This is a genomic window from Mesorhizobium sp. M1295 (genome assembly GCF_040318135.1).
In the GTDB taxonomy this organism is placed as follows: domain Bacteria; phylum Pseudomonadota; class Alphaproteobacteria; order Rhizobiales; family Rhizobiaceae; genus Mesorhizobium.
Window position 1 is genome coordinate 223,717 of the sequence record NZ_JAMYLU010000003.1, and the last position, 26,029, is coordinate 249,745.

Sequence of the window (26,029 nt, forward strand, 5' to 3'; positions counted from 1 at the left end):
GAGATATCATGTCCTCGAACGCGCCCACCAGTGCCGAAGTCCGCCCTTTCCCCAGTGCCAAGGTCCAGCCTGCGATCGAAGCGCCGGAAGCCCCTGTCAAACCCGCCGACGTCACCCCGCTGGCTCCCGCCAAAAAGAAGCGCTCGATGCGCTCGATGTTGTTGCCCATCATCGGCCTGGCCCTGCTGGGCGCCGGCGCCTGGTATGGCTATGATTACTGGACCGACGGGCGCTTTATGATCACGACCGACGACGCCTATGTCCAGGCCGACACGGCGTTCATCTCGCCAAAAATCTCGGGCTATGTCGATCAGGTCAAAGTGACCGAGAACCAGCAAGTGAAGGCCGGCGACCCGCTGCTGATCGTCGATGACGGCGACTACAAGATAGCCGTTGCCCAGGCCGAGGCGCAGATCGCCACGTTGAGCAAGACGCTCGACCGCATCGATGCCCAGACTGAGGCGGCGCGCGCCTCGCTCAAGCAGGCGCAGGCGCAGAAGACCGCCGACCAGGCCGCGGCCGATAATGCCAAGCGCGTCCAAGCGCGGGCCGCCCAGCTGCTCAAGACCCGCGTCGGCACCCAGGCCCAGTTGGACGATGCCCAGACGGCGGTCGAGCAAGCCAATGCCGCACTTGCCGGCGCCGACGCGCAGATCGCGGCGGCTCAGGCCAATATCGGCGTGCTCCAGGCGCAGCGCACGGAATCGGCCAGCACGCTGGCCTCGCTGCAGCTTGCCCACGACAAGGCGGTGCGGGACCTGTCCTTCACCGTGCTGCGCGCACCCTATGACGGCGTGGTCGGCAACCGCTCGGTCGAGCAGGGTGACCTGATCAGCCCTGGACAGAAGCTCGCCGTCATCGTGCCAATGGACAAGCTCTACATCGTCGCCAATTTCAAGGAGACGCAGCTTGCCCGGCTGGTGCCTGGTGAAAAGGTCAGAGTGTCGGTCGACGCGATCGACGGCCCGGACATCGAGGGTACCGTGTCGTCGCTGGCGCCGGCTTCAGGGGCAGTGTTCTCGCTGCTGCCGCCGGAGAACGCCACAGGCAATTTCACCAAGGTGGTGCAGCGCGTTCCGGTTCGCATCGACGTGCCAGCAGATGTGCTGAAGACGGGCAAGCTGCGAGCTGGCCTGAGCGTCGTCGTCGCCGTCGACAGCCGCACGGCGCCTTCGGCATCGAAGTAAAGCGGAACCGGGAGCAAAGGTCATGGCGACCGCAACCCTAACTGCAGGATCGGCGCCGAGGCCAGCCATGCCGGTGCCGGTCGACCACATCTCGACACGCCGCGTCATCGCCTTCCTGGCAATGGTGTTCGGCATGTTCATGGCGATCCTGGACATCCAGATCGTCTCGGCCTCGCTGGCTGAGATCCAGGCGGGCCTGAGCGCCAGTTCGGACGAGATTCCGTGGGTGCAGACGGCCTATCTGATTGCCGAGGTGGTGATGATCCCGCTGTCGGGCTTCCTCAGCCGGATGCTGTCGACGCGAGTGCTGTTCACGATCTCGGCGGCAGGGTTCACCGCGGCCAGCGCGCTGGCGGCGACCGCAACCAATATCGACCAGATGATCGTCTACCGCGCCGTGCAGGGCTTCATCGGCGGCGGCATGATCCCGAGCGTCTTTGCAGCCGCCTTCACCATCTTCCCACCGTCGCGTCGCGCCATCGTCTCGCCGATGATCGGCCTGGTGGCGACGCTGGCGCCAACCATCGGCCCGACAGTCGGCGGCTATATCAGCCATGCCATGTCCTGGCACTGGCTGTTCCTGGTCAACGTCGTGCCCGGCATTCTGGTGACGACGGCCGCCTGGTCGCTGATCGACTTCGACAAACCCAATCTCAAGCTGTTCAGCAAGTTCGACTGGTGGGGGCTTGCCGGTATGGCCGCCTTCCTGGGCTGCATGGAATATGTGCTGGAGGAAGGTCCCAATAACGACTGGCTGCAGGATCAGGCGGTGTTCGTCTGCGCCGTCATCATGACCTTCGGCGCGGTGCTGTTCTTCTGGCGCGTGTTCACCGCCGAGGAGCCGATTGTCGATCTGAGGGCTTTCAGCAATATCAATTTCGCCTTCGGCTCGCTGTTCTCCTTCGTCGTCGGCATCGGCCTCTACGGTCTGACCTATCTTTATCCGGTGTTCCTGGGGCGCATCCGCGGCTACGATTCGATGATGATCGGCGAGGCGCTGTTCGTCAGCGGCCTGGCCATGTTCTTCACCGCGCCGATCTCCGGCATCCTGTCGAACAAGATGGACCCGCGCATCATGATGATGATCGGCTTCTTCGGCTTCGCCACGGGGACCTGGTGGATGACGCATCTCACCGCCGACTGGGATTTCTATGAACTGCTGATCCCGCAGATCCTGCGCGGTTGCTCGATGATGCTGTGCATGGTGCCGATCAACAACATTGCGCTCGGAACCCTGCCGCCGGAGCGGCTGAAGAATGCGTCTGGCCTGTTCAACCTGACCCGCAATCTCGGCGGCGCCGTCGGCCTGGCCGTCATCAACACCGTGCTGATCGACCGCAATGCCTTCCACAACGCCAGGCTCTCCGAGCACGTGCAATGGGGAAGTGCCGCTGCGCAGCAGAAGCTGCAGAACATGACGCTCAACTTCGAGCAGACCGCCGGGCTCGACGCCTCCAAGGCGGCCATCTCCAAACTGTCAGGCATGGTCCAGCAGCAGGCGTCGCTGCTGTCGTTCATGGACGTATTCTTCATGCTGACGGTTTTGTTCGCGACGCTTGGGCTCTTCACCCTGGTGATCCGCAAGCCAGCCGCTCAGGGCGGCGGTGGCGGAGGCCATTGAGGCGCGCTGGATCCCCGCCTGGCGCCCTCGCGCATGACCCCGAAAAGCGATTTCGGGGTCATGCGCAAAATCAACCATTACGAAGTCCTCGCGCTCTCCGACAAAGTCAGGGGCGCAGCCATCCTCAGGCCGTCGCCGGCTTGAAGGTCAAGGCGACACCGTTGATGCAATGCCGCAACCCGGTCGGCGGCGGACCGTCGTCGAAGACGTGGCCGAGATGGCCACCGCAGCGGCGACAATGGACCTCGGTGCGGGTCATGCCCAACGACCTGTCCACGGTCTTGCCGATCGCGTTGGGGATTTCCTGCCAGAAGCTCGGCCAGCCGGTGCCGGAATCGAACTTGGTCTCTGACGAATAGACCGGCAGGTCGCAGCCGGCGCAAGCGAAGATGCCTTTGCGGTGCTCGTTGAGCAGCGGACTGGTGCCCGGGTATTCCGTGCCCTCCTTGCGCAGCACATTGAAGGCCGCGTCGGACAGGATGGCGCGCCACTCGGCCTCGGTCTTGGTAACCTCGAAAGTCTCGGCCGCGCGTGCATCCTGGGCTCCGCCCATGCGCAGCGCGGTGGCGCCTGCGACAACGCCAATGGCTGCCGCACCACTCAAAAGAAGCTCGCGACGGTTCATGCCCATTCCTCCTGTTACTGCTTGTGCCAAATTCGACCGCCAGACGGAAATCAAAAGCCGGTGACGATCGCTGTCCTCAAAGCGGGACTCCGCGCCTATCCACTTGCGTGAACGGCGCGGAGTGTGCGCAGGGAGGCCCTTAGCGATATCTTCGCCGGCAGCGTGCGTTTGTTACATCTTCGGCAGGAGAACCTTGTCGACGACGTGGATGACGCCGTTGGACTGCTCGACATCGGCGATCGTCACATTAGCGACATTGCCGTTCTCGTCGGTCACGGTGACCTTGCCGCCGTCGGTCTTGAGCGACAGTTCGCAACCACCGACCGTCTTGACCTTGTGGGTGCCACCGTCATCCTTGACCATCTTGGCGACGTCGGCGGCCATCGCCTTGGCGCCGATGACATGGCAAGTCAGGATCTTGACGAGCTTGTCCTTGTTTTCAGGCTTGAGCAGCGTCTCCACCGTGCCGGCTGGAAGTGCCGCAAAGGCCTCGTTGGTCGGCGCGAACACGGTGAAGGGGCCAGCGCTTTGCAGCGTATCGACCAGGCCGCCTGCCTTGACGGCAGCGACCAGCGTCGTGTGGTCCTTCGAGTTGACAGCATTTTCGACGATGTTTTTCTGGGCATACATGGCGGCGCCGCCGACCATCGGATTTTGGGCATAGGCAATGGTGGCGATCGCAGAAATCGCAACCGTGCCGGCAAGCAAAAGGGTGGCGAATTTACGCATGATTTCAATCTCCTTGGGTTATCGTTCCCCTCGTTCGGGAACGCAAGAAGATACGCAACAGAAATGCCGGAGTTTCGTCCTCACGTAAGAAATATTGTGTCGCTTCAATTTTCCATGTGCTAATCGGTCACCGCCGACAAGCTTTGCATGATTTTGGTTCGTGAGAGATAGATTTCAGGTCTTCTTCCGAAGCAAGAATCGGTCAGATGCTCTTCAGATCGCCCGCTGCGACCACCGGTCCAGTCGGCTGGCCGGTCGGCGAACCGCCGGCAGGCTCGACGCTGACCGCAAGCACGGCGCCTTGCGCCAATTTCTCCCGGACGGCGGGCGGGATGGCCAGATGCGCGGTCGCACCGGCCGGGATGACGCCCATCGAGACCGGCGCGTTCTTGCCTTCGATCATCCACAACTCGAAGTCCTTGCCGGCGGTCCGCTCGCCGGAGACGTGGGAAAGGCCGACATCGTGACGGACGGCGTCGTAGACGACGAGATATTTGACATCGCTGCCTTCGGCTGCCAACGAGGCGACAAGCCGGGTTTGCGGCTCGACGACCGGTGGATTGACGTAAGGCAAGGCAATATAGATTGCCAGCGCCGCAATGGCGGCGGCGGCAAGACCGCGCCAGAAGCCAAGGCTCGACCAGAGGCCGGCGCGCGGCTCTGCAGCGAACAGCCGGCGGTCCAATGCTTCCTTGACCCTGATCGGAGGCTCTGTCTCCGGATAGGCGGCGGCCATCGGCGAAAGATGCGCCTCCCAGGCATCCACAAGGCGCGCGAAGGCGGCGTCCGCATCGATGCGGCGCGACGCGATCTCGCGTTCATCGGCGGCCAGAACGCCAAGAACGTATTCGGCGGCGAACAGGTCGTCGCCCCCACGTTCCGGTCCATTGTCGTCAGCCAGCGTCATCTTTCCAGGCATTCTCTCAGTTTCAACAGGCTGCGCCGCAGCCAGGTCCGCATCGTGTTCAGCGGTACGCCATAGCGCTCCGCCAGCTCCGCATAGCTTTTGCCGTCCAGATAGGCGCCCCGGACGGCCGCCGCCCTGTCCTTTTCCAATTCATCGAGACAATGGTAGATGCGTCCGGACTCACCGCCCGCCACGGCCATGGCCTCCGGCCCCGGCGCCGGATCGGCCACGTCGAGCGCGGCATCGATATAGGCGGCAGGCTCTCGCCGCGCCCTGATCCTATCGATCGAATGATTGCGCGCAATGGCCACCAGCCAGGAGATCGGGCTCAGATCCGAAACGGCGAAACGGTCCGCCTTCGTCCATATTTTGACGAAGACCTCCTGAAGCGCCTCTTCTGCATCTCCCCGGTCCTTCAATACACGAAGGCAGACGCCGAAAAGTTTCGCGCTGGTCTGCCGGTAGAGCAGATCGAACGCGGCCCGGTCCTTCATCGAGGTCCGGACAATCAGGTTGCTGATGTCCTGCGGCGTCATCGGCCGCCAAATTAGGCGATTGCAATGTATTTGCAACGACTGAAATGGTCTGGCCGCACCGGCAGCGCCAGCGTCGATTGCCAAGGAAATCGCCGCCCGCTAGCTTGCCATGAGCGGGAGGGCGACCATGTCGATCGAGCGGGTTCTGTGGGAGCATGACGCAACCGGCCAGGCCGCACTCGTGCACAAGGGAGAGATCACACCGCAAGATCTCGTCGATGCGGCGATCGCCCGGGCCGAGGCCACCCAGCCGGAGATCAACGCCATCGCCGAACCGCTTTTTGAGGCGGCGCGGGCGCGAGCGAAAACCGTCGACCACAAGCTGCCGCTTGCCGGAGTGCCCTTTGCGCTGAAGGACCTCGGCATTGCCATGAAGGGCGTGCCGACGCATGGCGGCAGCCGCATCCCAGCCTACACCCCCGATTTTAACTCGGTCATGACGGAACGCTATCTGGCCGCCGGCCTGGTCCCGATCGCCACCAGTACCGCACCCGAACACGGGCTGAGGCTGGTGACCGAGTCGGTGGCTTACGGCGTCACCCGCAATCCATGGGACACCGCTCACACGACCGGCGGTTCCTCGGGCGGCGCGGCTGCGCTGGTCGCGGCCGGCGTCGTGCCGGTGGCGCACGCCTCGGATGGCGGCGGCTCGATCAGGGTGCCTGCGGCCTGTACCGGGCTGGTCGGGTTGAAAACCTCGCGCGGCCGCGTGCCCTTGACGCCGCTCGTCACTGAAAGCTGGTACGGCTTTGTCGTCGACCATGCGTTGGCCCGCTCGGTGCGCGATACGGCCCCGCTGCTCGACCTGACCCACGGGCCCGACCCGCTGTCGCCCTACGCGGCACCCTCGCCGAACGGCAGTTTCACTGCGGCCGCCGGGCGCGATCCGGGCAAGCTCAAGCTCGCCTTCTACCGAAAATCGCCGCTCGGCCTGCCGATTTCGGAAGAAACCTTGAAAGCTCTGGATGCGGCGATTGGGCTGGCGCGCGAAGGCGGGCACAGCGTCGAGGAGATCGACCTGCCCTATATCGACCGCGATTTCATCGCCGATTTCGCCAGAACCGTCGCCGCGGCGGTGGCCGGCACGATGCGTGGCGAGGCCTTGCGCGTCGGCCGCTCCATCTCAGGCGATATCGAACGCGCCACGCGCGTGATGAGCCGGTTCGGTGAAATCCTCTCGGCCGGCGAAATCTATGCCGGCCTGCAGCGGCTGCACGCAACCTCGCGCCGCCTTATCACCGAAACCGCGCACTATGATGCAGTGCTGATGCCTGTCATCGCGCACCCGCCGCTCGCCTGCGGCACCATGGACCCGAAAGGCGCCGACGAATTCATCGAGAATGTCCTGGACAGACTGCGCCTCGCCGGCCTGCTGAAGTTCAAGCCGCTATTCGGCCAGCTGATGGACAAGAGCCTTTGGTTCACCCACTGGCCGGCGATCCAGAACGTCAGCGGGCAACCGTCGATCACGCTTCCGGTTTACGTGACCGATGCCGGCCTGCCGCTCGGCGTCCAGGCCGCCGGCCGCCCCGGTGACGAGGAGACGCTTTTGTCGTTCGCCGCGCAGATGGAAAAGATCTCTGGCTGGCTGGGACGGCGGGCGCCGCTGCGGGTGCCGGCATAGAGGCGGGATGATTTGATCGATCATGACAGCAAAGCCGTTTGCGGCCTGCTGCAATTCCCGCTAAGACGCCGCCGTTCATGCCAAGCCGGGAACCAAGCCGATGACGGATGTCGCCGCCACCGCCGAAATGCAGGCCGCGCTGCTTTCAAGGGCGCTGCCCTATATGCAGCGCTACGAGAACAAGACGGTCGTGGTGAAATATGGCGGCCACGCGATGGGCGACATCGCGCTCGGCAAAGCCTTCGCCCGCGACATCGCACTGCTCAAGCAATCCGGCGTCAACCCGATCGTCGTGCATGGCGGCGGGCCGCAGATCGGCGCCATGCTCAGCAAGATGGGCATCGAATCCAAATTCGAGGGCGGCTTGCGTGTCACCGACCAGAAGACCGTCGAGATTGTCGAGATGGTGCTGGCCGGGTCGATCAACAAGGAAATCGTCGCGCTGATCAATGCCGAGGGCGAGTGGGCAATCGGCCTGTGCGGCAAGGACGGCAACATGGTGTTTGCCGAAAAGGCGCGCAAGACCATGATCGATCCTGATTCCAACATCGAGCGGGTGCTCGACCTGGGCTTCGTCGGTGAACCGGTCGAGGTCGACCGCACATTGCTCGACCTCCTGGCGCGATCCGAAATGATCCCGGTGCTGGCGCCGGTGGCGCCCGGCCGCGACGGCCATACCTACAACATCAACGCCGACACTTTTGCCGGCGCCATCGCCGGCGCCTGCCAGGCGACGCGCCTGCTGTTTCTCACCGACGTGCCCGGCGTGCTCGACAAGGACAAGAAGCTGATCGACGAGTTGACCGTGGCCGAGGCCAAGGCCCTGATCAAGGACGGAACGGTCTCGGGCGGCATGATCCCCAAGGTTGAAACCTGCATCGAGGCAATCGAGCGCGGCGTCGCTGGCGTCGTCATCCTCAACGGCAAGACGCCGCATGCGGTGCTGCTCGAGCTGTTCACCGAACACGGCGCCGGCACGCTGATCGTGCCGTGAGTGGCCTCAGTCTGTTCAACGCCGCGACAGACCGGAAGACCATCCGATCACCATCGCAGCGCTTGTCGAGACAGGCGGGCGGGCGAACGGTCGACTAGGTAGTCTCCGCCTTCGTCGCTCGCCGCCAATCGATCATCCGGACTGAGGAAGGCGCGCGATGACCTTTATCTCAAAATCGAAGCCCGCCAGCCAATTCACCCCCACCGCGGTCCAGTTCGGGTAGGGCGGTTCACCGATCGCCCTAAGTCGAACGGCGTCAATCGCCTCCCACTGCTTGGCCGGGTCGGTGTGGAACGTGGTCACGTCAACGATGTCGTCGAACGTGCAACCGGCGGCCTTCAGCACCGCCGCGAGATTGTCGAAGGCAAGCTGGACCTGCTTTTCGAAGGCTGGCTCCGGCGATCCGTCCTCGCGGCTGCCGACTTGGCCCGAGACGAACAGAAAGCCGCCTGAGCGGATCGCCGCCGAATAGCGATTGACTTCGTAGAGGGCCTGCCGACCGGCAGGGAAGATCGCATCGCGTTTGGTCATTGTTTCACTCCAATCAGACAAGGCAGGCCGGTCCCGACCATCGCGATGTGGCTTCTCCGAGAAGGTGAGAGCCGCCCGCAAGACTTCGGGGTTTTGGATCGCTGCGTTCCATTTTCCGGGGCGGTCGCTGATATCCGTCCCGTATCCCGAAGTGGGTACATACATTCCGTATGTCAATATACATACGTTGCGTATGCTTGTTAAAAGATTGCCCGAGCCGGTCAGGCGCGCGACGAAATCGTGGTCGCAGGCGGTGTCAGCCTGCGCGCCGGGTGCGCGACCACCATCGATTCCTCTTCCTCGTCCTGCGGCGCGCCCCAGAATTCGGCGAGCGTCGGGCCATTCTTCAGGCGGCGGTCGCGAACCAGAAAGCCCCAGACTTCGCGGAACCAGACGCGGCGGCCCATTTTGGTGTACCAGCGCATCGAATGCCGTTGCTCCGGATCCTTGTGGAACAGGATGCGCGCCAAGGCCTTGGGCCGCGACTGCACGGCCAGTTCGATCAGCTTGACGGCGAAGAACAACATCCACGGCTTGAGGCGGGTCATCTGCAGCACCTGGTGCTTGTAGTCCCACAGGCGGGCGTCCAGCTGGATCACCTTGCGATCCCTGGCAATCCTGAAGAACGGCGTCCAGCGGTGCGGCGTCACATAGAGCGCCTGGATCTGGTCGGGGTCATAAGCGATCAGCTGGCGGAAGCCGCGCCAGAGGTCGCGGAAACTTTCGTCCTCGAAACCGGCCACCCAGGTCGCCATCGACAAGATGCCGTTGAGGCGCAGCAGCCGTATCGCCTCGCGGTCGGATGAGGTGCTGCCGCCCTTGCGGATCAACTGGAGCGTCTGCTCGTCGGTATTTTCCATGCCAAGCAGCCAGCGGATGACGCCGGCCTTGCGATAGAGATGCAGGCTGCCGGCGTCGCGGACGATGTCGTCGGCGCGGGTGGAGCCGACGATCAGCACCGGCACATTCTCGGCGATCATCGCATCGAGAAAGGCGCGCCAGGCTTTTTTGGACGAGGTCGGGTTCTCGTCGGCAAGGTTGATCAGCTCGACGCGGTGCTCGCGGTATAGCCAGGCAATCTCCCGCGCGAACTTCACGGGGTCGCGGTGCCGCCAGCGCGTCCAGAACCCCCGCTGGCCGCAATAGTTGCACAGATGCGGACAGCCTCGCGAGAACTGCATGACCACCGCACGCTTGCCTCCCCAATAGCTATAGCGAGTGATATCGATCAGTTCCCAGCCGATGCGGTAGTCGTCGAGATTGGCGATCGTCCTTGCCGGGTTGGTGGCAAAAGGCCGCCGCAAATCGTCGCGAAAGGCGATGCCCGCCACATCCGACAGCGGCTTGCGTTTTTCAAGCGCTTCGACCAGCGCGACGATGGTCGCCTCCCCCTCGCCACGAACGATGAAGTCGAAGGCCTCCGTTTCGGCCAGTATGTCGCGCCAGTGATAGGTCGGAAACACGCCGCCATAAATCAGGATTGTCGCCGGATCGATGTGTTTGACCATGCCGGCGATCAGTAGGGCTGTCGGATGCGCAGAGGTCGAGCCGGAATGGCCGATCAGAATACAGTCGGGATGATCGCTCAAGGCGTCCCGGACCAGCGTGGCAAGCGGCATCGGCCCGAATTCGGCGTCCACAAGTCGCACTTGATGTCCCGCGTCGATCAGCGGACCGCCCAGTGCCAGCAAACCGAGCGGCGGCAGATGGTCGTCCGGCACACGGCTGCCGATGGCCGTATGTGGCGGGTTGATCAGGACGATTTTCATGGCGGACCTTATGCAATGGCGGTCCGCATGTCGTAGTCGGCGATCTAGCGCTGGAGATTGGCTCGCTTCAGCAGTTTGTGTGCAGCTTTTCCGCAGAAATGCCTACCGTCTGAGATGTGCAAGCGGGACATGGCCCGGCCCCTTGATGTTCTGCAGCACAAGCTGGGTGTGGACGTCGCGCACGCCTTCGAGCCGCATCAGCCGGTGCATGACGAAGGCATTGAGCTCGTCGACCGACGGCACCATCACATGCAACAGGAAATCATGATCGCCGGTCATGGTCCAGCATGAGGACACCTCGTCCATCCGCTGGACGGCGGCGATGAAGCTTTCGGGCGAGCCGTCGCTGTGGCTGGTCAGGCGCACCTGGATGAACACCTCGACCATCAGCCCAACGGCACGACGGCTGAGCACCGCGGCGAAGCCCTTGATGATGCCCGCCTGCTGAAGCGCCTCGAAGCGCCGCGCGCAAGGTGTCGTCGACAGGCCGATCTCCTGCGCCAGTTCGGATACCGGCTTGCGCCCGTCGCGCTGCAGGCTGTCGAGCATCTTGATCTCGAATTCGTCAAACTGAGGCATTTTCACTCTCCCAAAGCTCGATCGTGGAGTCTTTTACCTCCAACCCCGCATTTGAGCCACCATCAAAGCTGATTTGCCTCACGCCATCCGGCTAGAATTTCCGACGATCCGCTGATCATGATTTCCAGGGAGAGCAAGCCATGACGATGAACGTTGCCGACTACGCCCGCGAATGCGCGGCGCGAGGCCTTCGCGGCGATTATTCGGTCTGCCGTGCCGATTTCACCGTGGCGCAGGGCTACAATTATAGCGACGAAGAACAGGCGGTGTGGCGCACGCTGTGCGACCGCCAGACGAAGCTGACCAGGAAGCTCGCCCACCATTCCTATCTCGATGGCGTTGCGGCGCTCGGCCTTCTCGACAAGATCCCGGATTTCGGTGAGGTCAGCGAGAAGCTGCGCAAGCTCACCGGCTGGGAGATCGTCGCGGTGCCGGGGCTCATTCCGGCCCAGCCGTTCTTCGACCACCTCGCCAACCGCCGCTTCCCGGTCACCAACTGGCTGCGAACCCAAAAGGAGCTCGACTACATCGTCGAGCCCGACATGTTCCACGATTTCTTCGGTCACGTGCCGATCCTGACGCAGCCGGTCTTTGCGGACTTCATGCAGATGTATGGCAAGAGGGCCGACAGCGTGATTGCGCTCGGCGGCGACGAGATGATCACCAGGCTTTACTGGTACACCGTCGAATACGGGCTGATACGCGAGCCGGGCCAGCCGCTGAAGGCGTTCGGCGCCGGGCTGATGTCATCCTTCACCGAGCTTCAGTTCGCGGTCGAAGGCGGCGACGCGCACGATGTCCCCTTCGACCTGGAAACCGTAATGCGCACCGGCTACGAGATCGACAAGTTCCAGCGTGCCTATTTTGTGCTGCCGTCTTTCGACGTGCTGCGTGATGCTTTCGAGACCGCCGATCTTGCGGCGATCGTGGCGCGCCGCAAAGGCGAGCCGGCGCTCGACCCGGCGAGCCTATAGGCTGTCGGCTGTTTCCAGGGCCTCGGCTTTCAGCCGGGCAAGCTGGTCGCGCTGAAGGTCGAGCGATGCGGTGACGAAGCGAAGGATCGTGGCCAGCTCGGTGTCGCTAAATGTGGCGATCACCCTTTCTCCCTCCTGCGCGATCGCACCATAATAGCGCGCCGATAGTTCTCGCGTGAGTTCCGTCGCCTCTATGACCACCTTGCGCCTGTCCTCGAGGCTGCGCGTTCGTGTCAGCAGGCCGCGCGCCTCCAGCCGGTCGATCAGCGCGGTGACTGCGGCCGGCGTCAACCCTGTTGCGGCCGCGACCTCGCCAGCCGATTGCGGGCCGCCATAGAGCAGCGCCAGGCAATGGCGTTCCGCCGTACTCAGCTCAAGCCTATCGCCTACTGCCTCGTCATAAGCCTGCGTCGCGTCCTGCCAGCCCATAATGGCGAGGCTGATGGCCGTCTTCATGTCGGCCCGATTCATGCTTGACGAATTTACTTCGATCATCTAACTATCAAGTTGCCTAACATTACGGCTATTATAGTAATATGCTGCGTCGGGCGCAAGGCACGGCCTGTCGCAGCACGCAAGGAGTGGACAATGAACCAGAACCAGACGCGCGGCCCACTCACACCGGCCGAAGAATTCAAATACGCCAAGCTGGCGATGGAATGGTATGGCTGGGGTTCTCCCATTGGCCTTGGTATTGCACTGGTCGCGCTGGCGGCCGCTGCCCTGCTGTTCCGCATCGCCATCTTCGGATTTTGACAGCACTGGCCGCGGCGCGGTTGAATTCTGATAGGTAGAATTTTTCCAGCACAAGGCTTAGGGCTGAGCTCACGCCGCTTCGGAAATGTCACGATCGATGATCGACAGGTTGCGGCCGCGATGCTTGGCCTCGTAGAGCCGCTGGTCGGCGGCGCGCATCAGCTCCGACACTGCGGCGTCCTCGCCGCAGGTGGTCCCGCCGATACTGACCGTCAGCGGAACGGTTCGTTCGTCGACGGGCCGGAAACGGATACGCTCTACTTCACGGCGGATGCGCTCGGCGACGCGCCTGGCTTCGTGTTCGGTGGCGCCGATCAGAAAGGCGCAGAATTCCTCACCGCCGATGCGGCCAAGGACATCGCCGCTGCGCACGCCACGCTCTATCGCACTTGCGATCAGGAGCAGCGCCTCGTCGCCGATCAGATGGCCGTAGCTGTCGTTGATGGTCTTGAAATGGTCGGCATCGACGATCAGCAATGCCCCGCGATCGGATTTACGCCGAGAGCCGTCGAGGGCGGCAAAGAAACTTTCGCGGTTGAGCATGCCGGTCATGTCGTCGCGGCTCGCCTTTTCCGCCAAGCGCCTGTGGGCGGCCGCGAGCTGGGCATGGGCGCGGGCGAGTTCGCGATGCGCGGTCTTCAACCTTTCGCCCTGCCAGACCGTATAGGCGCCGGCGCCCCAGGCAAGAGCCAGCGGGCATACGGTAGACGTCAACCAGATGGTGCGATTGATCGGAAAACCCATTGCCGGCACGACGATCAGCGTCAGCAAAAGTGAGACGGCGACGGAGGCGAAAGCGATGGCGGCAGACTTTAGAAATATGCGATTCATCGCTTGCTCCCACTGGTCCGTCTTGGTGCCAGCAAGCGCTGAATGTCACCTTTCGGCGATGCTTAAGATTTTAATCACGGCACCATTTTCACCACCCAGGGCGCGCATAGGTTGTGGATAAACCTCCTGTTAGAAAGATCGTTTCGTGCCATAAGGACGGTATGACCACGCTTCCCGACCCCGCCCGCTTTGCCCATGTCACCGACTGGGTGTTCGATCTCGACAACACGCTCTATCCGCACCATTCCAATCTGTTCTCGCAGATCGATGTGAAGATGACCGCCTATGTCGGAGAATTGCTGACGCTGCCGCGCGAGGAAGCACGCAAGCTGCAGAAGGAGCTCTACCGGGAATACGGCACGACACTGAACGGGTTGATGACGCGCCACGGCATCGACCCCGACGACTTTCTCGAGAAGGTCCACGACATCGATTATTCCTGGCTGGTGCCAGATCCCGTCCTCGGCACCGCCATACGCCAGCTTCCCGGCCGCAAATTCATCTTCACCAATGGCGATCGCCGGCATGCCGAACGCACCGCGCGGCAGCTGGGCATTCTCGAGCATTTCGACGACATTTTCGATATCGTCGCAGCCGGGCTGAACCCCAAGCCGGCGCGACAATCCTACGAGAAATTTGCCGAACTCCACGCCGTCACCGGGCAAAATGCGGTGATGTTCGAAGACCTCGCCCGCAACCTGTCGGTGCCGAAATCGCTGGGCATGACCACGGTGCTGGTGGTGCCGCGCAATTTCGAGCCGACCTTCTCGGAAATCTGGGAACGCGACCCGGCCAACGAGGACGACGTGGACTTCGTCACCGACGATCTCGCCGGCTTTCTCACGGCGATCGTCGAAGTCCCCGCTTGAGGCAGTCGGCGCGCTTCAAATTCTTGCTTGCATATCAGAGCTTATAGAAGCGGCTGACGATCCCCCAGGCCTCGTCGGCGGTGTCGACGAAATCGATGATGTCCTGGTCGCCGGGGGTGATCGTACCTTGCTCGGCGAGGAAATCGAGGTCGATCGCCCGTGCCCAGAAAGCCTTGCCGAACAGGATGACCGGCACCCGTTCCATGCGGCCGGTCTGGATCAGGGTCAGCGTCTCGAAGAACTCGTCCATCGTACCGAAGCCGCCGGGAAACACCGCAACGGCCTTGGCACGCATGACGAAATGCATCTTGCGGACCGCGAAATAGTGGAAGTTGAAGCAGAGTTCCGGCGTCACGTAGGCGTTTGGCGCCTGCTCGTGCGGCAGCACGATGTTGAGACCGATCGACGGCGCGCCTACATCGTCGGCGCCGCGATTGCCGGCCTCCATGACGCCAGGCCCGCCGCCGGTCACCACGACGAATTCGCGATAGTACGAAGTGGCCGACTGCTGCGAGCAGAGGCGGGCGAATTTGCGCGCCTCCTCATAGTATTTGCTGTTTTGCTCGAGATTCTTCTTCTGCGTCTCGTTCTTGGCCGCCCAGGCTTCACCGCCGGGCTCGGGGATGCGCGCGCCGCCGAACAGGATGACGGTCGATTGGATGCCGCGCTCGGCCAGGATCATCTCCGGTTTCAGCAGTTCGAGCTGCAGCCTGACCGCGCGCAACTCGCGCCGCGTCATGAAATCGGGGTCGTTCCAGGCCAGCCGATATGTCTCCGCGCGCGTTTGCGGCGTGTCCGGCACGCTTTTCGACCGCTCCAGATCCTCGTCCGAATGCGGTAGCGGCGTCCACCCCGCCTTTTCCATGGGAGTCATATTTGCTTTACCCGTCCAATCATTCACTTGCGCCGTCCCGTGACGCTGCCGCGATTGACCCTCCCCAAGCCTTCACATAGGGTCCGCGCGACTTTCAAACAGGTTAAGGCGCCGGCCCTTAACAGCTTGGTAATGGAGCGAATTCATGTCGAAGCCCGATCTCGCGAGTCTCGAGAAGATCATCGAGAACGCCTTCGAGGAACGCGACACCATTTCGACCGCAACCCGCGGCGAGACGCGCGAGGCCATCCAATCGGCGCTCGACCTGCTCGACCGGGGCGTCGCCCGCGTCGCCGAGCGGCAGGCCGACGGCAAATGGCACGTCAACCAGTGGCTGAAGAAAGCGGTGCTGCTGTCCTTCCGGCTCAACCCGATGGAGATCATCAAGGGTGGTCCCGGTCAGGCGGTATGGTGGGACAAGGTGCCTTCGAAGTTCGACGGCTGGAGCGCCGTCGATTTCGAGAAGGCCGGCTTCCGCGCCGTGCCGTCGTCGATCGTGCGCCGCTCTGCCTATGTCGCGCCGGGCGCCGTGCTGATGCCGTCCTTCGTCAATGTCGGCGCCTATGTCGATAGCGGCACCATGGTCGACACCTGGGCGTCGGTCGGCTCCTGTGCCCAGATCGGCAAGAATGTGCATCTGTCGGGCGGCGTCGGTATCGGCGGCGTGCTGGAGCCGATGCAGGCCGGCCCAACCATCATCGAGGACAATTGCTTCATCGGCGCCCGTTCCGAAGTGGTCGAGGGCTGCATTGTTCGCGAGGGCTCAGTGCTCGGCATGGGTGTCTTCATCGGCCAATCGACCAAGATCGTCGACCGCGCCACCGGCGAGATCTTCTACGGCGAAGTGCCGGCCAATTCCGTCGTCGTCGCCGGCTCACTGCCGGGCAAGCCTTTTCCAAACAACGAGCCCGGCCCCAACCTCTACTGCGCCGTCATCGTCAAGCGGGTCGACGCAAGAACCCGTTCCAAGACCTCGATCAACGAATTGCTGCGCGATTGATCTCCCGAGAACGGATGCCCCGGGTTGACTGACAAACCTCAATTCCTATGGCTTTTCTTCAGCCTTTCTGGGCGGGTGAATCCGAGCGCTTATGTTTTGGCTGGCCTCTTGCCGGTCATCGTTCAACTCTTTCTGCTCTACCAGTTCGCGCGAACGCCGTTAGGCACTGCCGCGAGCCAGTATTGGGCGCTCGCCTTATGGATCGCTGTGTTCGTCTCGACATGGTCGACCTTTGCGCTAACGGCGAAGCGGTTCCATGATTTCGGCAAGCCTGCCTATTACGCATTGATCTCTCTCATTATCGGCTTCGTCCTGCTTTTTATCCTGGCTTTTTTCAAAAGTGACCCAGGCCCCAACCGCTACGGCAAGCGCACCAACGCACCGGCCGAACCCTGAGCGCCAATCGGACATTTCGTCATGCGCTACCGCTCGCTTGATTCGAAACTGATCCTCGAAACCGCCGAACGGCTGGAAGAGCGCGTCGCCGAGCGCTTTCCCGATGCAGGCCTGCGCGGCGTCGCCGCCGAGCTCGTGTCGCTGTCGCGCGATCTGGCAAAGGCAGCCAAGGCGCTGGAGGCGCCGATCTGGTGGCTGCGCGGCCTCATCATCGCCGCTTTCGTCGTCGGAGCGCTGATGTTCCTGTTCGTCGGCACAATCCTGCCGCTCGGCCGCATCTCGGGAAACCACGATGCCTTCCAGTCGGTGCAAGGCATCGAAGCCTCCCTCAACATGATCATCCTCGCCGTGCTGGGCTTCCTGGCCCTGATCCGCTCCGAGGAGCGGATCAAGCGCAAGCGGGTGTTCCGCCAACTCCACGGGCTGCGGTCGCTCATCCACGTCATCGACATGCACCAGCTGACCAAGGATCCGGCAGCACTTTCAGCCAGTTTCAAGCCGACTGCACATTCGCCAGCCCGCATCACCAACGCCGCCGACCTTGCCCGCTATCTCGACTATTGCTCCGAAATGTTGTCGATCACCGGCAAGATCGCCGCGCTGTTTGCCCAGTCGGTCAATGACGCCGTGGTCATCGATGGCGTCAATGACATCGAGAACCTGGCGTCGAACCTGTCGCGAAAGATCTGGCAGAAGATCACGCTGATCGAAACCCCTCATGGGCAGCCGGCACATGCGAAGAAAACCGATCCCGAGCCGGGTCCGCCGCGTCGGCCTGCAGTCCGCAGACGACCGGGGCCGGCAAGCTAAGACCCGCGAGCCGGCGGCAGATCGGCTAGAGCGGCAGAGCGGGGAGTTCCGAAACCCGGTTTTGCGCCGGACGCTCTAAGCGAATGTTAATCACCCTGGCCCAGCATGCCGGCGAAAACTGTGTCGACCGGCACGGAGCGCTCGACTGGCAAGCGACCTATCCCTGACCACCAAGGAGCCGCGCAAAACGTGGAGCGCCGCCGCTCGCCTGTTTGCCTGGTTCTCTTCGCCGATGAGATTGGAACCGGAAGCCGTCCGCGCCCGGCTTCTCGACACCACTTTCGACCGCAAATTCGCAGTCTTGTTCGGCACCATCAGCGTTCTGGTGGTTGCGGTCAGCGCCGCACTTGCCACGAAGGATTGGTGGCCCTACGCCTGGATCGCAGCCGACCTGATGCTTTTCGTCGTCCGCGTTCTGCTGATGCGGGAATGCGAGCAGGCCCGCAGGCGCGGCTCGAAAGGGCCGCTGGCGGGCCTGATGGCAGCCAGCGGTGTATGGTCGGTCGTTTTCGGCCTCGGCTGCTATGGCTGTGTTGCCAGCGGGAATATGGCGCTTTCCGTACTTGCCGCCTTGAATGTCGCAGGTGTCGTTGGCGTGGTGTCGTCACGCAATGCGGCCACCCCGCGCTTCGCCATATTCGTCATGTTGGCCGTAAGCCTGCCTTACGTGGTCGGTGCATTGTTTTCCGCAGCGCCCGGAATGCCGATCGTCGGAATTCAAACGCCGTTCTATGTGGCCGGCGTCATCATCGTGCTGCTTCAGAACCACGCAATCAACGCCCGCATGATCCGCGCCGAGCTGGACAATCGCGACCTGGCGATCAAGGACGCGCTGACCGGCCTGCCAAACCGCATCTTCCTGCAGGAAAAATTGCGCGACATGTGCCGCGACCTTGCGGCGCCGGCCGCCAATGGCGGCAAGCCGTTTGCCGTGCTCAGCATGGACCTCGACGGCTTCAAACAGGTCAACGACCGTTTTGGTCATGCGGTCGGCGACGTGCTGCTGCGCAAGGTGGCCGAACGATTGAAGCGCGGCTTCCGGCCGGGGGACGTGGTCTTCCGTATCGGCGGCGACGAATTCGTCATCCTTTTGCCCGCAACCTCGGAGATCGAGGCCACCTATCTGGCAAAGCGGGCCATCGAAAAGGTCTCGGTGCCTTTCGACCTCGGGGTCGGTTCCGCCATCCATGTCGGCTTGAGCGTCGGCAGCGCCTTTGCACCCGCCGACGGCGGCGATCCGGAAATCCTGCTCACCTGTTCCGACCATGCACTCTACGAAGCCAAGCGCACCGGCAAGGGCCGTTATTGGGCGCCTGTGCGGGCTACGATCTGACGGTCGCAGCGACAGCTTCCGGCGGCAAGCAAGGCGATCCGCGCCTCTCCTGCTCGGCCGCGCGCACCAGTGCAGTGACATGCTTCAGCAAAGGCGCCGGCGTGCCGGCCTTTTCGGCCAAACGCAGGACCGCGCCTTGCAGTTCGCCGATCTCCGTCGACCGGCGGCGCCGCAGGTCATCCCACATCGACGAACGCGCGGCCGGATCGATGGCAAGCATCCGCCGCGCCAAGAACTTGAACAGCCCGTCGGGCAGGCGAAGCACTTCGGCAGCAGTGCGGGACGCAGGCCGGCGATGCGAGCGGGTTCGATGCCTGTCGCCGTCATTGCCGCCAATGCTTCGTCGATCTGACCGGCCAGGATCAGCCGCCAGCGGCGATCGGCAAGCTCTGCCGCCAGCGGCAGACCGGAAAGCGCCACCAGCGCGTTGTTGAGGTTGAGCAGCAGCTTGTCCCATAACACCGCGTCGATGTCACCATGCGTCGCGACGGCAAACCCCTCGACATCAAGCAGTTCGTCAAGGCCCGCCGAGCCCTGTTCGATCATCACTTTGCCGCCGCTGGCGCGGTGCAGGCGAAGCGGCAATTCGCCCTCCGGCGATTGGACCACGTTGAACGGCACCATGCCCGCGAGCACCGGCTGGGCGGTGAGATGGGCTCGCAATTTATCGGCATTGTCGACGCCGTTCTGCAGGCTGAGTATCACCACGTCCGGTCGGGCATGGGCGGCAATCAGCCCGGCCATGTCTTGCGTCGCGCCGCTCTTGACCGTTACCAAAATGACATCGGCATCGGAGAATGCTACCGCCGGATCGGCGGTGACCGACAATGCGTCCGGTTTGACAGAACGGTCGCGGCCGTCAGGGTCGGTGATGCGCAATCCAGCTTCTTGCAGGGCCTTCTCGACGCGCGGTCGCGCCAGCAGAAACACCTTTCGCCCGGCAAGTATCAGGCAGCCGCCGGCGTAGCAGCCGATACTGCCGGCACCGGCGATTACGATCGTCTTGCCACGCGTGACCATGCGATGGCCCTGTTCTGGTCGAGAGACCTTGCCGCAATTATACGACATGAAAACCATAATGTCGGCGGCATGGCTGGCCCTCACGTCTGGCCGTGACAGACCTTGCGCTTTCGACTATCGCTTTTGCCCATGATGCTGCCTACCGATCCGGTTAGAAATCTCGCTGCACTCATCCGCTGTGCTTCCGTGACGCCCGCCGAAGGCGGTGCGCTGCGCGCGCTGGAGGCGATGTTGAAGCCGCTCGGCTTTGCGGTCGAGCGACCGGTGTTTTCCGAAGCCGGCACACCGGACATCGAGAACCTTTACGCGCGGCGTTCCGGCAATGGCCCGCATCTGATGTTTGCCGGCCATACCGACGTGGTGCCGGTGGGCGACGAGGCAGCCTGGACGCACCCGCCCTTTGGCGCCGAGATCGCCAATGGCGAGATGTTCGGCCGCGGCGCCGTCGACATGAAGGGCGGCATTGCTTGTTTCGTCGCGGCGGTGGCGCGACATGTCGAGCAGAAGGGCGGCCCGAAGGGGTCGGTCTCGCTGCTGATAACCGGCGATGAGGAAGGCCCGGCGATCAACGGCACGACGAAGCTGCTCGAATGGGCGGCCGCCAAAGGCGAGAAATGGGATGCCTCGATCGTCGGCGAGCCTACCAATCCCGACGCGCTTGGCGATATGATCAAGATCGGCCGGCGCGGCTCGCTATCGGGCACGGTCGTCGTCAACGGCCGCCAGGGCCACGCCGCCTATCCGCAGCTAGCCGACAATCCGGTGCGCGGCCTGGTGACGCTGGTCGACGCCTTGCTGCACCCCGTCTTCGACAACGGAACAAGGGATTTCCAGCCGACGAATCTTGAGGTGACCTCCATCGATGTCGGCAATCCCGCCACCAACGTCATCCCGGCGAAGGCAGCAGCTACCTTCAATATCCGCTTCAACGACACATGGACCGCCGAGACGATCCAGGCCGAGATCCACAACCGCCTCGACCGGGCGGCGAAACGCAAGAAATACCGCGCCGGCAAGAAGACGCCGGTCGACTACGAGATCGTCTGGCGCGACGGGCCGTGCCATGTTTTCCTGACACGCGACGACAGGCTGATCGAGACGCTTGGCGGTTCGGTCAAAGCGGTGACCGGCAGGAAGCCGGCGCTCTCCACCTCCGGCGGCACCTCCGATGCCCGCTTTATCAAGGATTATTGTCCGGTGGTCGAATTCGGCCTGGTCGGCAAGACCATGCACATGGTCGACGAACGTGTGGCGATTGCCGATCTCGAGACGCTGACGCAGATTTATCTGCGCTTCGTTGAAGACTGGTTTGCGCAGGACATATCCTAGTGATGCTTTCAGCGGATGAAACCTATGCTTCGCTTGCCGGCGCCTGGCGGCTGATGCTCGGCAAGGCCGACGGATTTCGCCTGCTCGACCTTTCGGCGGACGGTTTCTGGAACTCCTTTTTTGCCATCGTCGTCGCGGCGCCGGCATTGATCGTCGGCTGGGTCGGCATTGCCAACGAGATCGGCGATCCCGACGCATTCGTCGGCCGTTTCAGCATGTTGATCCGGCTGGCCACCGTCGATATCGGCGCCTGGGTGCTGCCGCTCATCGGCCTGGCCCTGGTCGCGCCGCGGGTCGGCGTCGGCAGCCGTTTCGTCCATTATGTCGTCGCCAGCAACTGGGCCTCGGCGATCATCGCCTGGATGATGCTGCCATCGGCGTTGATCCGGCTTTTCCTGACATCGGCCAACGAAGTCTCCGGGCTGGTGTCGCTGCTGCTGTTCGCGCTGTCAATGGTATTGACCTGGCGGATGACCAACGTTGCCATCGGCAGGGGTGCGGCTGTCGGCAGCGCTGTTTTTGCCGGCATGTTCGTGGCGTCGCTGATCGTCCTGTTCGGCCTGCAGGCGCTGCTCGGTATCAGCGTGCCGGATCAGCCAGGCGTCGGATAATCGACGCCGACTAGAAACAGCCCGTCGGGCGGCGCCACCTGACCGCAGGCCGCACGGTCGCGCGCCTCGAGCGCGGCCTTGAGGTCGGCAATGGCCCAGCCGCCTTCGCCGACACGTTTGAGCGAGCCGACCATCGAGCGCACCTGGTTGTGCAGGAATGACCGCGCCGAAGCGCGGACTTCGATGAAATCGCCCGCCCGGCTGACATCCAGCCGGTCGAGCGTGCGGACCGGGCTGGTGGCTTGGCACTGGGTCGAGCGGAAGGTGGTGAAATCATGCCGGCCAAGCAGCACTTTTGCCGCTTCGTGCATGGCGGCGGCATCGAGCTGCTTCGGTACCCACCAGATCTTACCCTTGTCGAGCGCTGCTGGCGCGCGGCGGTTGACGATACGGTAGAGATAGTGGCGGCCGATCGCCGAGAAACGCGCATCGAAGCCATCCGGCACGACGGCGGCCTTCAGGATGGCGATGTGCGCCTTGGCCGCTTGCAGATGCGCGTTGACGGCGTCGCGCACCTTGTCGCCGGGCCATGCCTTGACCAGATCGACATGCGCCACCTGAGCGGTCGCATGGACACCGGCATCGGTGCGGCCGGCGGCGCGCAGAGAGACCTGCTCGCCGCAGAACTTCTCGATCGCCTGCTCGATCGCCTGCTGCACCGAAGGCTGATTGGCCTGGCGTTGCCAGCCGGCAAAGAGACTGCCGTCATATTCGATGTCGAGGCGAAAACGCGGCATTCCCGGATCGAGGCGAAATCAGGCGGCGAGGGCTGAGCCGAAGGCCGAGGCGTAGACCAGCCTGCCGGTCTCCGGCGCCTCGCCCCAGGCAAGCGCCTGCAAAGCCTCGCCTTGGTAGTCGCTCTCGAATTTCGCTGCACGGGCGCGGCTGTAGCCGAAGCGGCCATAGTAGGCCGGATCGCCGAGCACCACAGCGAGCGTCTCGCCGGCGGCTTTCAGGCGGATATGAGCCTCGCGGACCAGGGCACCGCCGATGCCGGTGCCGTGGAACGACGGCTCGACTGCCAGCGGCGCCAGCGCGACTGCCGGGAAGCTCTTGCCGCCATTCTGCACGAAGAGCCGTGAAAACAGGATATGGCCGACCACTTGCCCGTCTTCGTCCGCCACCAGTTCGACGACGGCATCACCGCCGGTGACCAGCGCGTCGACCAGTCCGGCCTCCGCCTGCTGGCCGAATGCGTGTTCTTCGACAAGGCGGATCGCCTCGCGGTCCCGCGGCGTCGCCGCGCGTATGGACATCATGCTCATGACAATTTCATCCCTTTTTCGAGCTTGGCCCCGCGCAGAAACTCCTGCGCGGCAATGGGCCTTCCGCCCGCACGTTGAACTTCGACCAGCCTGATCGCGCCTGACCCGCAGGCAACCGTCAGCCGGTCATCGAGAATTCCTCCCGGTTCGCCGGCGCCTTGCGAGAGCGTCGAGCGAAGCAGTTTCAGCCGTTCCATGCGGCCGCCGATTTCGGCCTCGCACCATGCACCGGGAAAGGGCGATAGGCCGCGAATCTGGTTGTGCACGTCGCCGGCAGGTCGCAGCCAGTCTATGCGAGTCTCCGATTTATCGATTTTCTTGGCGTAGGTCACCCCCACCTCCGCCTGTGTGGTAAATGTCAGCGTATTCCGCTCGAGCCGTTCGAGCGCTTGCACCATCAGCGCAGCACCCAGGATCATCAGCCGGTCGTGCAGATCGCCGGCCGTCATGTCCGGTCCAATGGCGCATTTTTCAACCATTGCCACAGGCCCGGTGTCGAGGCCTTCCTCCATCCGCATCACCATCATGCCCGTCTCGGTATCGCCGGCCATGATGGCGCGCTGGATAGGGGCAGCGCCGCGCCAGCGCGGCAATAGCGATGCGTGGCCATTGAGGCAACCGAGCCGCGGCGCCTCGAGAATAGGTTTGGGCAGAAGCAGCCCGTAGGCGACGACCACGGCGACATCGGCGCGCAAGGTGCGGAACGCCTGCTGCTCCGCCTCGCTCTTCAGCGACACCGGCGACCGCACCTCGATGCCAAGCCGCTCCGCCTCACGCTGCACCGGCGACGGCGTCAGCTCGAGCCCGCGCCGGCCTGCGGCGCGCGGCGGCTGCGTGTAGACGGCTGCCAATTCATGCCCTGCCCCGGCGATCGCTCGCAGCGTCTGCACGGAGAATTCGGGCGTACCCATGAAGATGACACGCAGGGGCATTCGTCGACCCCTATCCCACCATCTTGCCCGGCGCCTTGTCCCTGGCGAGCTTCTTGAATTTCTTGACCACCATGTCGCGCTTCAGCTTGGAGATGTGGTCGATGAACAGCACGCCGTTTAGGTGGTCGATCTCATGCTGCAGGCAGGTCGCCATCAGCCCCTCGGCCTCGATCTCCTGCAGCTTGCCGTCGCGATCGAGATACTTCACCCGCACCGCTGCCGGACGCTCGACCTCGGCATAGTAATCCGGGATCGACAGGCAGCCTTCCTCGTAGACCGAACGCTGGTCGGAGCTGTCGAGGATTTCGGGATTGATGAAGACGTGCGGTGCCGGCGTCTCGTCCTCCTTGGCGAGGTCGATCACCAGCAAGCGCAAGGGTTCGCCGACCTGGATCGCCGCGAGGCCGATGCCGGGCGCGTCATACATGGTGTCCAGCATGTCGCCGGCCAGTTTACGCAAATCACCGTCGACACGCTCGACCGGTTTTGAAACCTGACGCAGGACGGGATCGGGGAGGATGATAAGCGGCTTGATCGACATGGCGTCTCACCTAAGACCTCGCAGGAAAAGCGTCAACCGGGACGCCTTCTGGTCGTTCACGTTTTGATCTGTGCCGCCAGACCGAATCATCTATGCTGTCGGCATGAACGATCTGGCCACCATCCTGTCCGAACCTGTCGCCCGCCTCGGCGCCACCACGATCACGCTCGGCCATGCCCTGGGTTTCGGCGCAATGCTGTTCCTCGGCCTGTTCGTGGCGCTCGTCATTGCGCTCTGGCGATCGGCCAAGGCGCGTGCAATGGCGGCCGCCGAAGCCGCCGACCACGCCCGCGACGCCGAGGTGCGGATGGCCGGCATCTTGGCAAGCCAGGCGGAAATGCAGGGCCGTATGGGCGCTATCGCCGAAGTGTTCGGGGCGCGTCAGGCCGAACTGACCCAGTCGATCGGCCAGCGCCTCGACGCCATGACCGGCCGCCTCGGCCAGACCATGACCGAGCAGACGAGATCGACGCATGAGAGCCTCGCCAAGCTGCAGGAGCGGCTGGCGGTCATCGATATCGCGCAAGGCAACATCCAGTCGCTGGCCGGCCAGGTCGTGCAATTGCAGGCGATCCTTTCCAACAAGCAGACGCGCGGCGCCTTCGGCCAGTCGCGTATGGAAGCCATCGTCGCCGACGGATTGCCCCACGGCGCCTATGAATTCCAGGCGACCTTGTCGAATGGCAGCCGGCCCGACTGCCTGGTGAAGATGCCGAACGGCGCACCGTCGCTTGCCATCGATGCAAAGTTTCCACTCGAGGCCTGGAATGCCATCCGTGCCGCCGAAGGCGCCGACCTGCAGAAGTCCGCCGCTCAGGCTTTCCGCCGCGACATCGAGGTGCATGTCCGGGATATTTCCGAAAAATACCTGATCCAGGGCGAGACGCAGGACACTGCCTTCATGTTCGTGCCCTCGGAATCGGTGTTCGCCGAAATCCACGAGAATTTCGAGGCCGTTGTCCAAAAGGCGCATCGATCGCGGATCGTCATCGTCTCGCCATCGCTTTTGATGCTGTCGATCCAGGTCATCCAGGCGATCCTCAAGGATGCCCGTATGCGCGAGCAGGCGCACCTGATCCAGGGCGAGGTCATCCGGCTGATGGAAGACGTCTCTCGGCTCGACGAGCGGGTGCGCAAATTGCAGACGCATTTCGGTCAATCGGCCAAGGATATCGAGGACATCCTCGTCTCGACATCGAAGGTGACCAGGCGCGGACAAAAGATCGAGGCGCTGGAGTTTGGCGTGCAGCCGGCGGAGGACACCGCTGGGTCGAATGGCAGCGGAGCAAAAGCGGAAAGCAGCGCGCGTGTTGCCGATTCGAAAACCGGGCAGCTGAGGCTAAGGGTCGTCGAAGGCGACGATTGAGAGCTACGCCGGAACCGGAG

The 26,029-nt window shown here is 63.2% G+C and carries 28 protein-coding genes and 1 pseudogene; 14 read left to right on the forward strand and 15 right to left on the reverse strand.

Annotated elements, in window-relative coordinates:
• Positions 1–8 precede the first annotated feature (8 nt).
• Entirely contained in the window at positions 9–1,187 is a 1,179-nt protein-coding gene (locus NKH29_RS06385) for an HlyD family secretion protein (RefSeq protein WP_352999221.1), read from the forward strand.
• A 67-nt stretch (positions 1,188–1,254) separates the two neighbouring features.
• Positions 1,255–2,808, forward strand: a complete 1,554-nt coding sequence (locus NKH29_RS06390) for a DHA2 family efflux MFS transporter permease subunit (RefSeq protein ID WP_352999298.1) — start codon at positions 1,255–1,257, stop codon at positions 2,806–2,808.
• A gap of 124 nt (positions 2,809–2,932) precedes the next feature.
• On the opposite strand, the gene msrB is transcribed toward NKH29_RS06390, so the two are convergent.
• The 4 genes from msrB to NKH29_RS06410 all read right to left on the reverse strand — a co-directional run bounded on the left by msrB (position 2,933) and on the right by NKH29_RS06410 (position 5,605).
• Positions 2,933–3,433 carry a peptide-methionine (R)-S-oxide reductase MsrB gene (msrB, locus tag NKH29_RS06395; RefSeq protein ID WP_292655897.1) on the reverse strand — a complete coding sequence of 167 codons (501 nt, stop codon included), beginning with the start codon at positions 3,431–3,433 and terminating at the stop codon, positions 2,933–2,935.
• 171 nt (positions 3,434–3,604) lie between these two features.
• Positions 3,605–4,162: a fasciclin domain-containing protein gene (locus NKH29_RS06400; protein ID WP_352790283.1), complete on the reverse strand. Its 558-nt coding sequence runs from the start codon at positions 4,160–4,162 to the stop codon at positions 3,605–3,607.
• Between the two features lie 202 nt (positions 4,163–4,364).
• Positions 4,365–5,069, reverse strand: coding sequence for an anti-sigma factor (locus NKH29_RS06405; protein WP_352484356.1), 705 nt, complete (start codon positions 5,067–5,069; stop codon positions 4,365–4,367).
• Positions 5,066–5,605, reverse strand: coding sequence for a sigma-70 family RNA polymerase sigma factor (locus NKH29_RS06410; protein ID WP_352484318.1), 540 nt, complete (start codon positions 5,603–5,605; stop codon positions 5,066–5,068). The genes NKH29_RS06405 and NKH29_RS06410 overlap by 4 nt, the downstream gene beginning before the upstream one ends.
• A 127-nt stretch (positions 5,606–5,732) precedes the next feature.
• Here NKH29_RS06410 and NKH29_RS06415 point away from each other — a divergent pair, with 127 nt between their 5' ends.
• Positions 5,733–7,229: an amidase gene (locus tag NKH29_RS06415; RefSeq protein WP_352999222.1), complete on the forward strand. Its 1,497-nt coding sequence runs from the start codon at positions 5,733–5,735 to the stop codon at positions 7,227–7,229.
• A 100-nt stretch (positions 7,230–7,329) separates the two neighbouring features.
• Entirely contained in the window at positions 7,330–8,223 is an 894-nt protein-coding gene (gene argB / locus NKH29_RS06420; protein ID WP_023677482.1) for an acetylglutamate kinase, read from the forward strand.
• A 132-nt stretch (positions 8,224–8,355) separates the two neighbouring features.
• On the opposite strand, the gene NKH29_RS06425 is transcribed toward argB, so the two are convergent.
• The 3 genes from NKH29_RS06425 to NKH29_RS06435 all read right to left on the reverse strand — a co-directional run bounded on the left by NKH29_RS06425 (position 8,356) and on the right by NKH29_RS06435 (position 11,102).
• Positions 8,356–8,754, reverse strand: a complete 399-nt coding sequence (locus tag NKH29_RS06425) for a RidA family protein (RefSeq protein ID WP_352716549.1) — start codon at positions 8,752–8,754, stop codon at positions 8,356–8,358.
• Between the two features lie 221 nt (positions 8,755–8,975).
• The gene (gene bchE, locus NKH29_RS06430) at positions 8,976–10,523 is read right to left on the reverse strand and encodes a magnesium-protoporphyrin IX monomethyl ester anaerobic oxidative cyclase (protein WP_352495033.1); all 1,548 of its coding nucleotides are present in this window, start codon (positions 10,521–10,523) and stop codon (positions 8,976–8,978) included.
• A 102-nt stretch (positions 10,524–10,625) separates the two neighbouring features.
• Positions 10,626–11,102 carry an Lrp/AsnC family transcriptional regulator gene (locus NKH29_RS06435; RefSeq protein WP_023718203.1) on the reverse strand — a complete coding sequence of 159 codons (477 nt, stop codon included), beginning with the start codon at positions 11,100–11,102 and terminating at the stop codon, positions 10,626–10,628.
• A 140-nt stretch (positions 11,103–11,242) separates the two neighbouring features.
• On the opposite strand from NKH29_RS06435, the gene phhA reads away from it, so the two are divergent.
• Complete coding sequence (gene phhA, locus NKH29_RS06440; protein ID WP_023718202.1) at positions 11,243–12,076, forward strand: phenylalanine 4-monooxygenase; 834 nt, start codon at positions 11,243–11,245, stop codon at positions 12,074–12,076.
• Here phhA and NKH29_RS06445 read toward each other — a convergent pair.
• The gene (locus NKH29_RS06445; RefSeq protein ID WP_352484322.1) at positions 12,071–12,571 is read right to left on the reverse strand and encodes a MarR family winged helix-turn-helix transcriptional regulator; all 501 of its coding nucleotides are present in this window, start codon (positions 12,569–12,571) and stop codon (positions 12,071–12,073) included. The genes phhA and NKH29_RS06445 overlap by 6 nt on opposite strands.
• 93 nt (positions 12,572–12,664) lie before the next feature.
• On the opposite strand from NKH29_RS06445, the gene NKH29_RS06450 reads away from it, so the two are divergent.
• Positions 12,665–12,832, forward strand: a complete 168-nt coding sequence (locus NKH29_RS06450; protein WP_023718200.1) for a hypothetical protein — start codon at positions 12,665–12,667, stop codon at positions 12,830–12,832.
• Positions 12,833–12,901: 69 nt separating this feature from the next.
• On the opposite strand, the gene NKH29_RS06455 is transcribed toward NKH29_RS06450, so the two are convergent.
• Positions 12,902–13,663: a GGDEF domain-containing protein gene (locus NKH29_RS06455; protein WP_023718199.1), complete on the reverse strand. Its 762-nt coding sequence runs from the start codon at positions 13,661–13,663 to the stop codon at positions 12,902–12,904.
• 161 nt (positions 13,664–13,824) lie between these two features.
• Between NKH29_RS06455 and NKH29_RS06460 the strand changes: the two genes are divergently transcribed.
• Positions 13,825–14,532, forward strand: a complete 708-nt coding sequence (locus tag NKH29_RS06460) for a pyrimidine 5'-nucleotidase (protein WP_023677476.1) — start codon at positions 13,825–13,827, stop codon at positions 14,530–14,532.
• 34 nt (positions 14,533–14,566) lie between these two features.
• Here NKH29_RS06460 and NKH29_RS06465 read toward each other — a convergent pair whose 3' ends face one another.
• Positions 14,567–15,406, reverse strand: coding sequence for an LOG family protein (locus NKH29_RS06465; RefSeq protein ID WP_023718198.1), 840 nt, complete (start codon positions 15,404–15,406; stop codon positions 14,567–14,569).
• A gap of 145 nt (positions 15,407–15,551) precedes the next feature.
• Between NKH29_RS06465 and dapD the strand changes: the two genes are divergently transcribed.
• From dapD to NKH29_RS06485, 4 genes are all read left to right on the forward strand, one after another.
• Positions 15,552–16,406 carry a 2,3,4,5-tetrahydropyridine-2,6-dicarboxylate N-succinyltransferase gene (gene dapD / locus NKH29_RS06470; RefSeq protein WP_352918201.1) on the forward strand — a complete coding sequence of 285 codons (855 nt, stop codon included), beginning with the start codon at positions 15,552–15,554 and terminating at the stop codon, positions 16,404–16,406.
• A 24-nt stretch (positions 16,407–16,430) separates the two neighbouring features.
• On the forward strand, positions 16,431–16,802 hold the full coding sequence (locus tag NKH29_RS06475; protein ID WP_031193743.1) for a DUF805 domain-containing protein: 372 nt from the start codon (positions 16,431–16,433) through the stop codon (positions 16,800–16,802).
• A gap of 21 nt (positions 16,803–16,823) precedes the next feature.
• Positions 16,824–17,612 carry a hypothetical protein gene (locus NKH29_RS06480; RefSeq protein WP_352484325.1) on the forward strand — a complete coding sequence of 263 codons (789 nt, stop codon included), beginning with the start codon at positions 16,824–16,826 and terminating at the stop codon, positions 17,610–17,612.
• Between the two features lie 232 nt (positions 17,613–17,844).
• Positions 17,845–18,945: a GGDEF domain-containing protein gene (locus tag NKH29_RS06485; RefSeq protein ID WP_023718195.1), complete on the forward strand. Its 1,101-nt coding sequence runs from the start codon at positions 17,845–17,847 to the stop codon at positions 18,943–18,945.
• On the opposite strand, the pseudogene NKH29_RS06490 reads toward NKH29_RS06485, so the two are convergent.
• A pseudogene (locus tag NKH29_RS06490) lies at positions 18,935–19,965 on the reverse strand (2-dehydropantoate 2-reductase). The gene NKH29_RS06485 and the pseudogene NKH29_RS06490 overlap by 11 nt on opposite strands.
• A 129-nt stretch (positions 19,966–20,094) precedes the next feature.
• On the opposite strand from NKH29_RS06490, the gene dapE reads away from it, so the two are divergent.
• Together dapE and NKH29_RS06500 are read left to right on the forward strand one after the other, a co-directional pair.
• The gene (dapE, locus tag NKH29_RS06495; protein ID WP_023718194.1) at positions 20,095–21,294 is read left to right on the forward strand and encodes a succinyl-diaminopimelate desuccinylase; all 1,200 of its coding nucleotides are present in this window, start codon (positions 20,095–20,097) and stop codon (positions 21,292–21,294) included.
• Between the two features lie 2 nt (positions 21,295–21,296).
• Entirely contained in the window at positions 21,297–21,905 is a 609-nt protein-coding gene (locus NKH29_RS06500) for a hypothetical protein (RefSeq protein WP_023718193.1), read from the forward strand.
• On the opposite strand, the gene truA is transcribed toward NKH29_RS06500, so the two are convergent.
• From truA to def, 4 genes are read right to left on the reverse strand one after another with little or no spacing between them, the layout of a single operon-like run.
• Positions 21,887–22,642 carry a tRNA pseudouridine(38-40) synthase TruA gene (truA, locus tag NKH29_RS06505; protein ID WP_023718192.1) on the reverse strand — a complete coding sequence of 252 codons (756 nt, stop codon included), beginning with the start codon at positions 22,640–22,642 and terminating at the stop codon, positions 21,887–21,889. The genes NKH29_RS06500 and truA overlap by 19 nt on opposite strands.
• 18 nt (positions 22,643–22,660) lie before the next feature.
• Complete coding sequence (locus NKH29_RS06510; protein WP_292662840.1) at positions 22,661–23,170, reverse strand: GNAT family N-acetyltransferase; 510 nt, start codon at positions 23,168–23,170, stop codon at positions 22,661–22,663.
• Positions 23,167–24,096, reverse strand: a complete 930-nt coding sequence (gene fmt, locus NKH29_RS06515) for a methionyl-tRNA formyltransferase (protein WP_352548109.1) — start codon at positions 24,094–24,096, stop codon at positions 23,167–23,169. The genes NKH29_RS06510 and fmt overlap by 4 nt, the downstream gene beginning before the upstream one ends.
• A 16-nt stretch (positions 24,097–24,112) precedes the next feature.
• The gene (def, locus tag NKH29_RS06520; RefSeq protein WP_023718189.1) at positions 24,113–24,643 is read right to left on the reverse strand and encodes a peptide deformylase; all 531 of its coding nucleotides are present in this window, start codon (positions 24,641–24,643) and stop codon (positions 24,113–24,115) included.
• A 103-nt stretch (positions 24,644–24,746) separates the two neighbouring features.
• Here def and NKH29_RS06525 point away from each other — a divergent pair, with 103 nt between their 5' ends.
• The gene (locus NKH29_RS06525) at positions 24,747–26,009 is read left to right on the forward strand and encodes a DNA recombination protein RmuC (RefSeq protein ID WP_023718188.1); all 1,263 of its coding nucleotides are present in this window, start codon (positions 24,747–24,749) and stop codon (positions 26,007–26,009) included.
• Positions 26,010–26,029 lie beyond the last annotated feature (20 nt).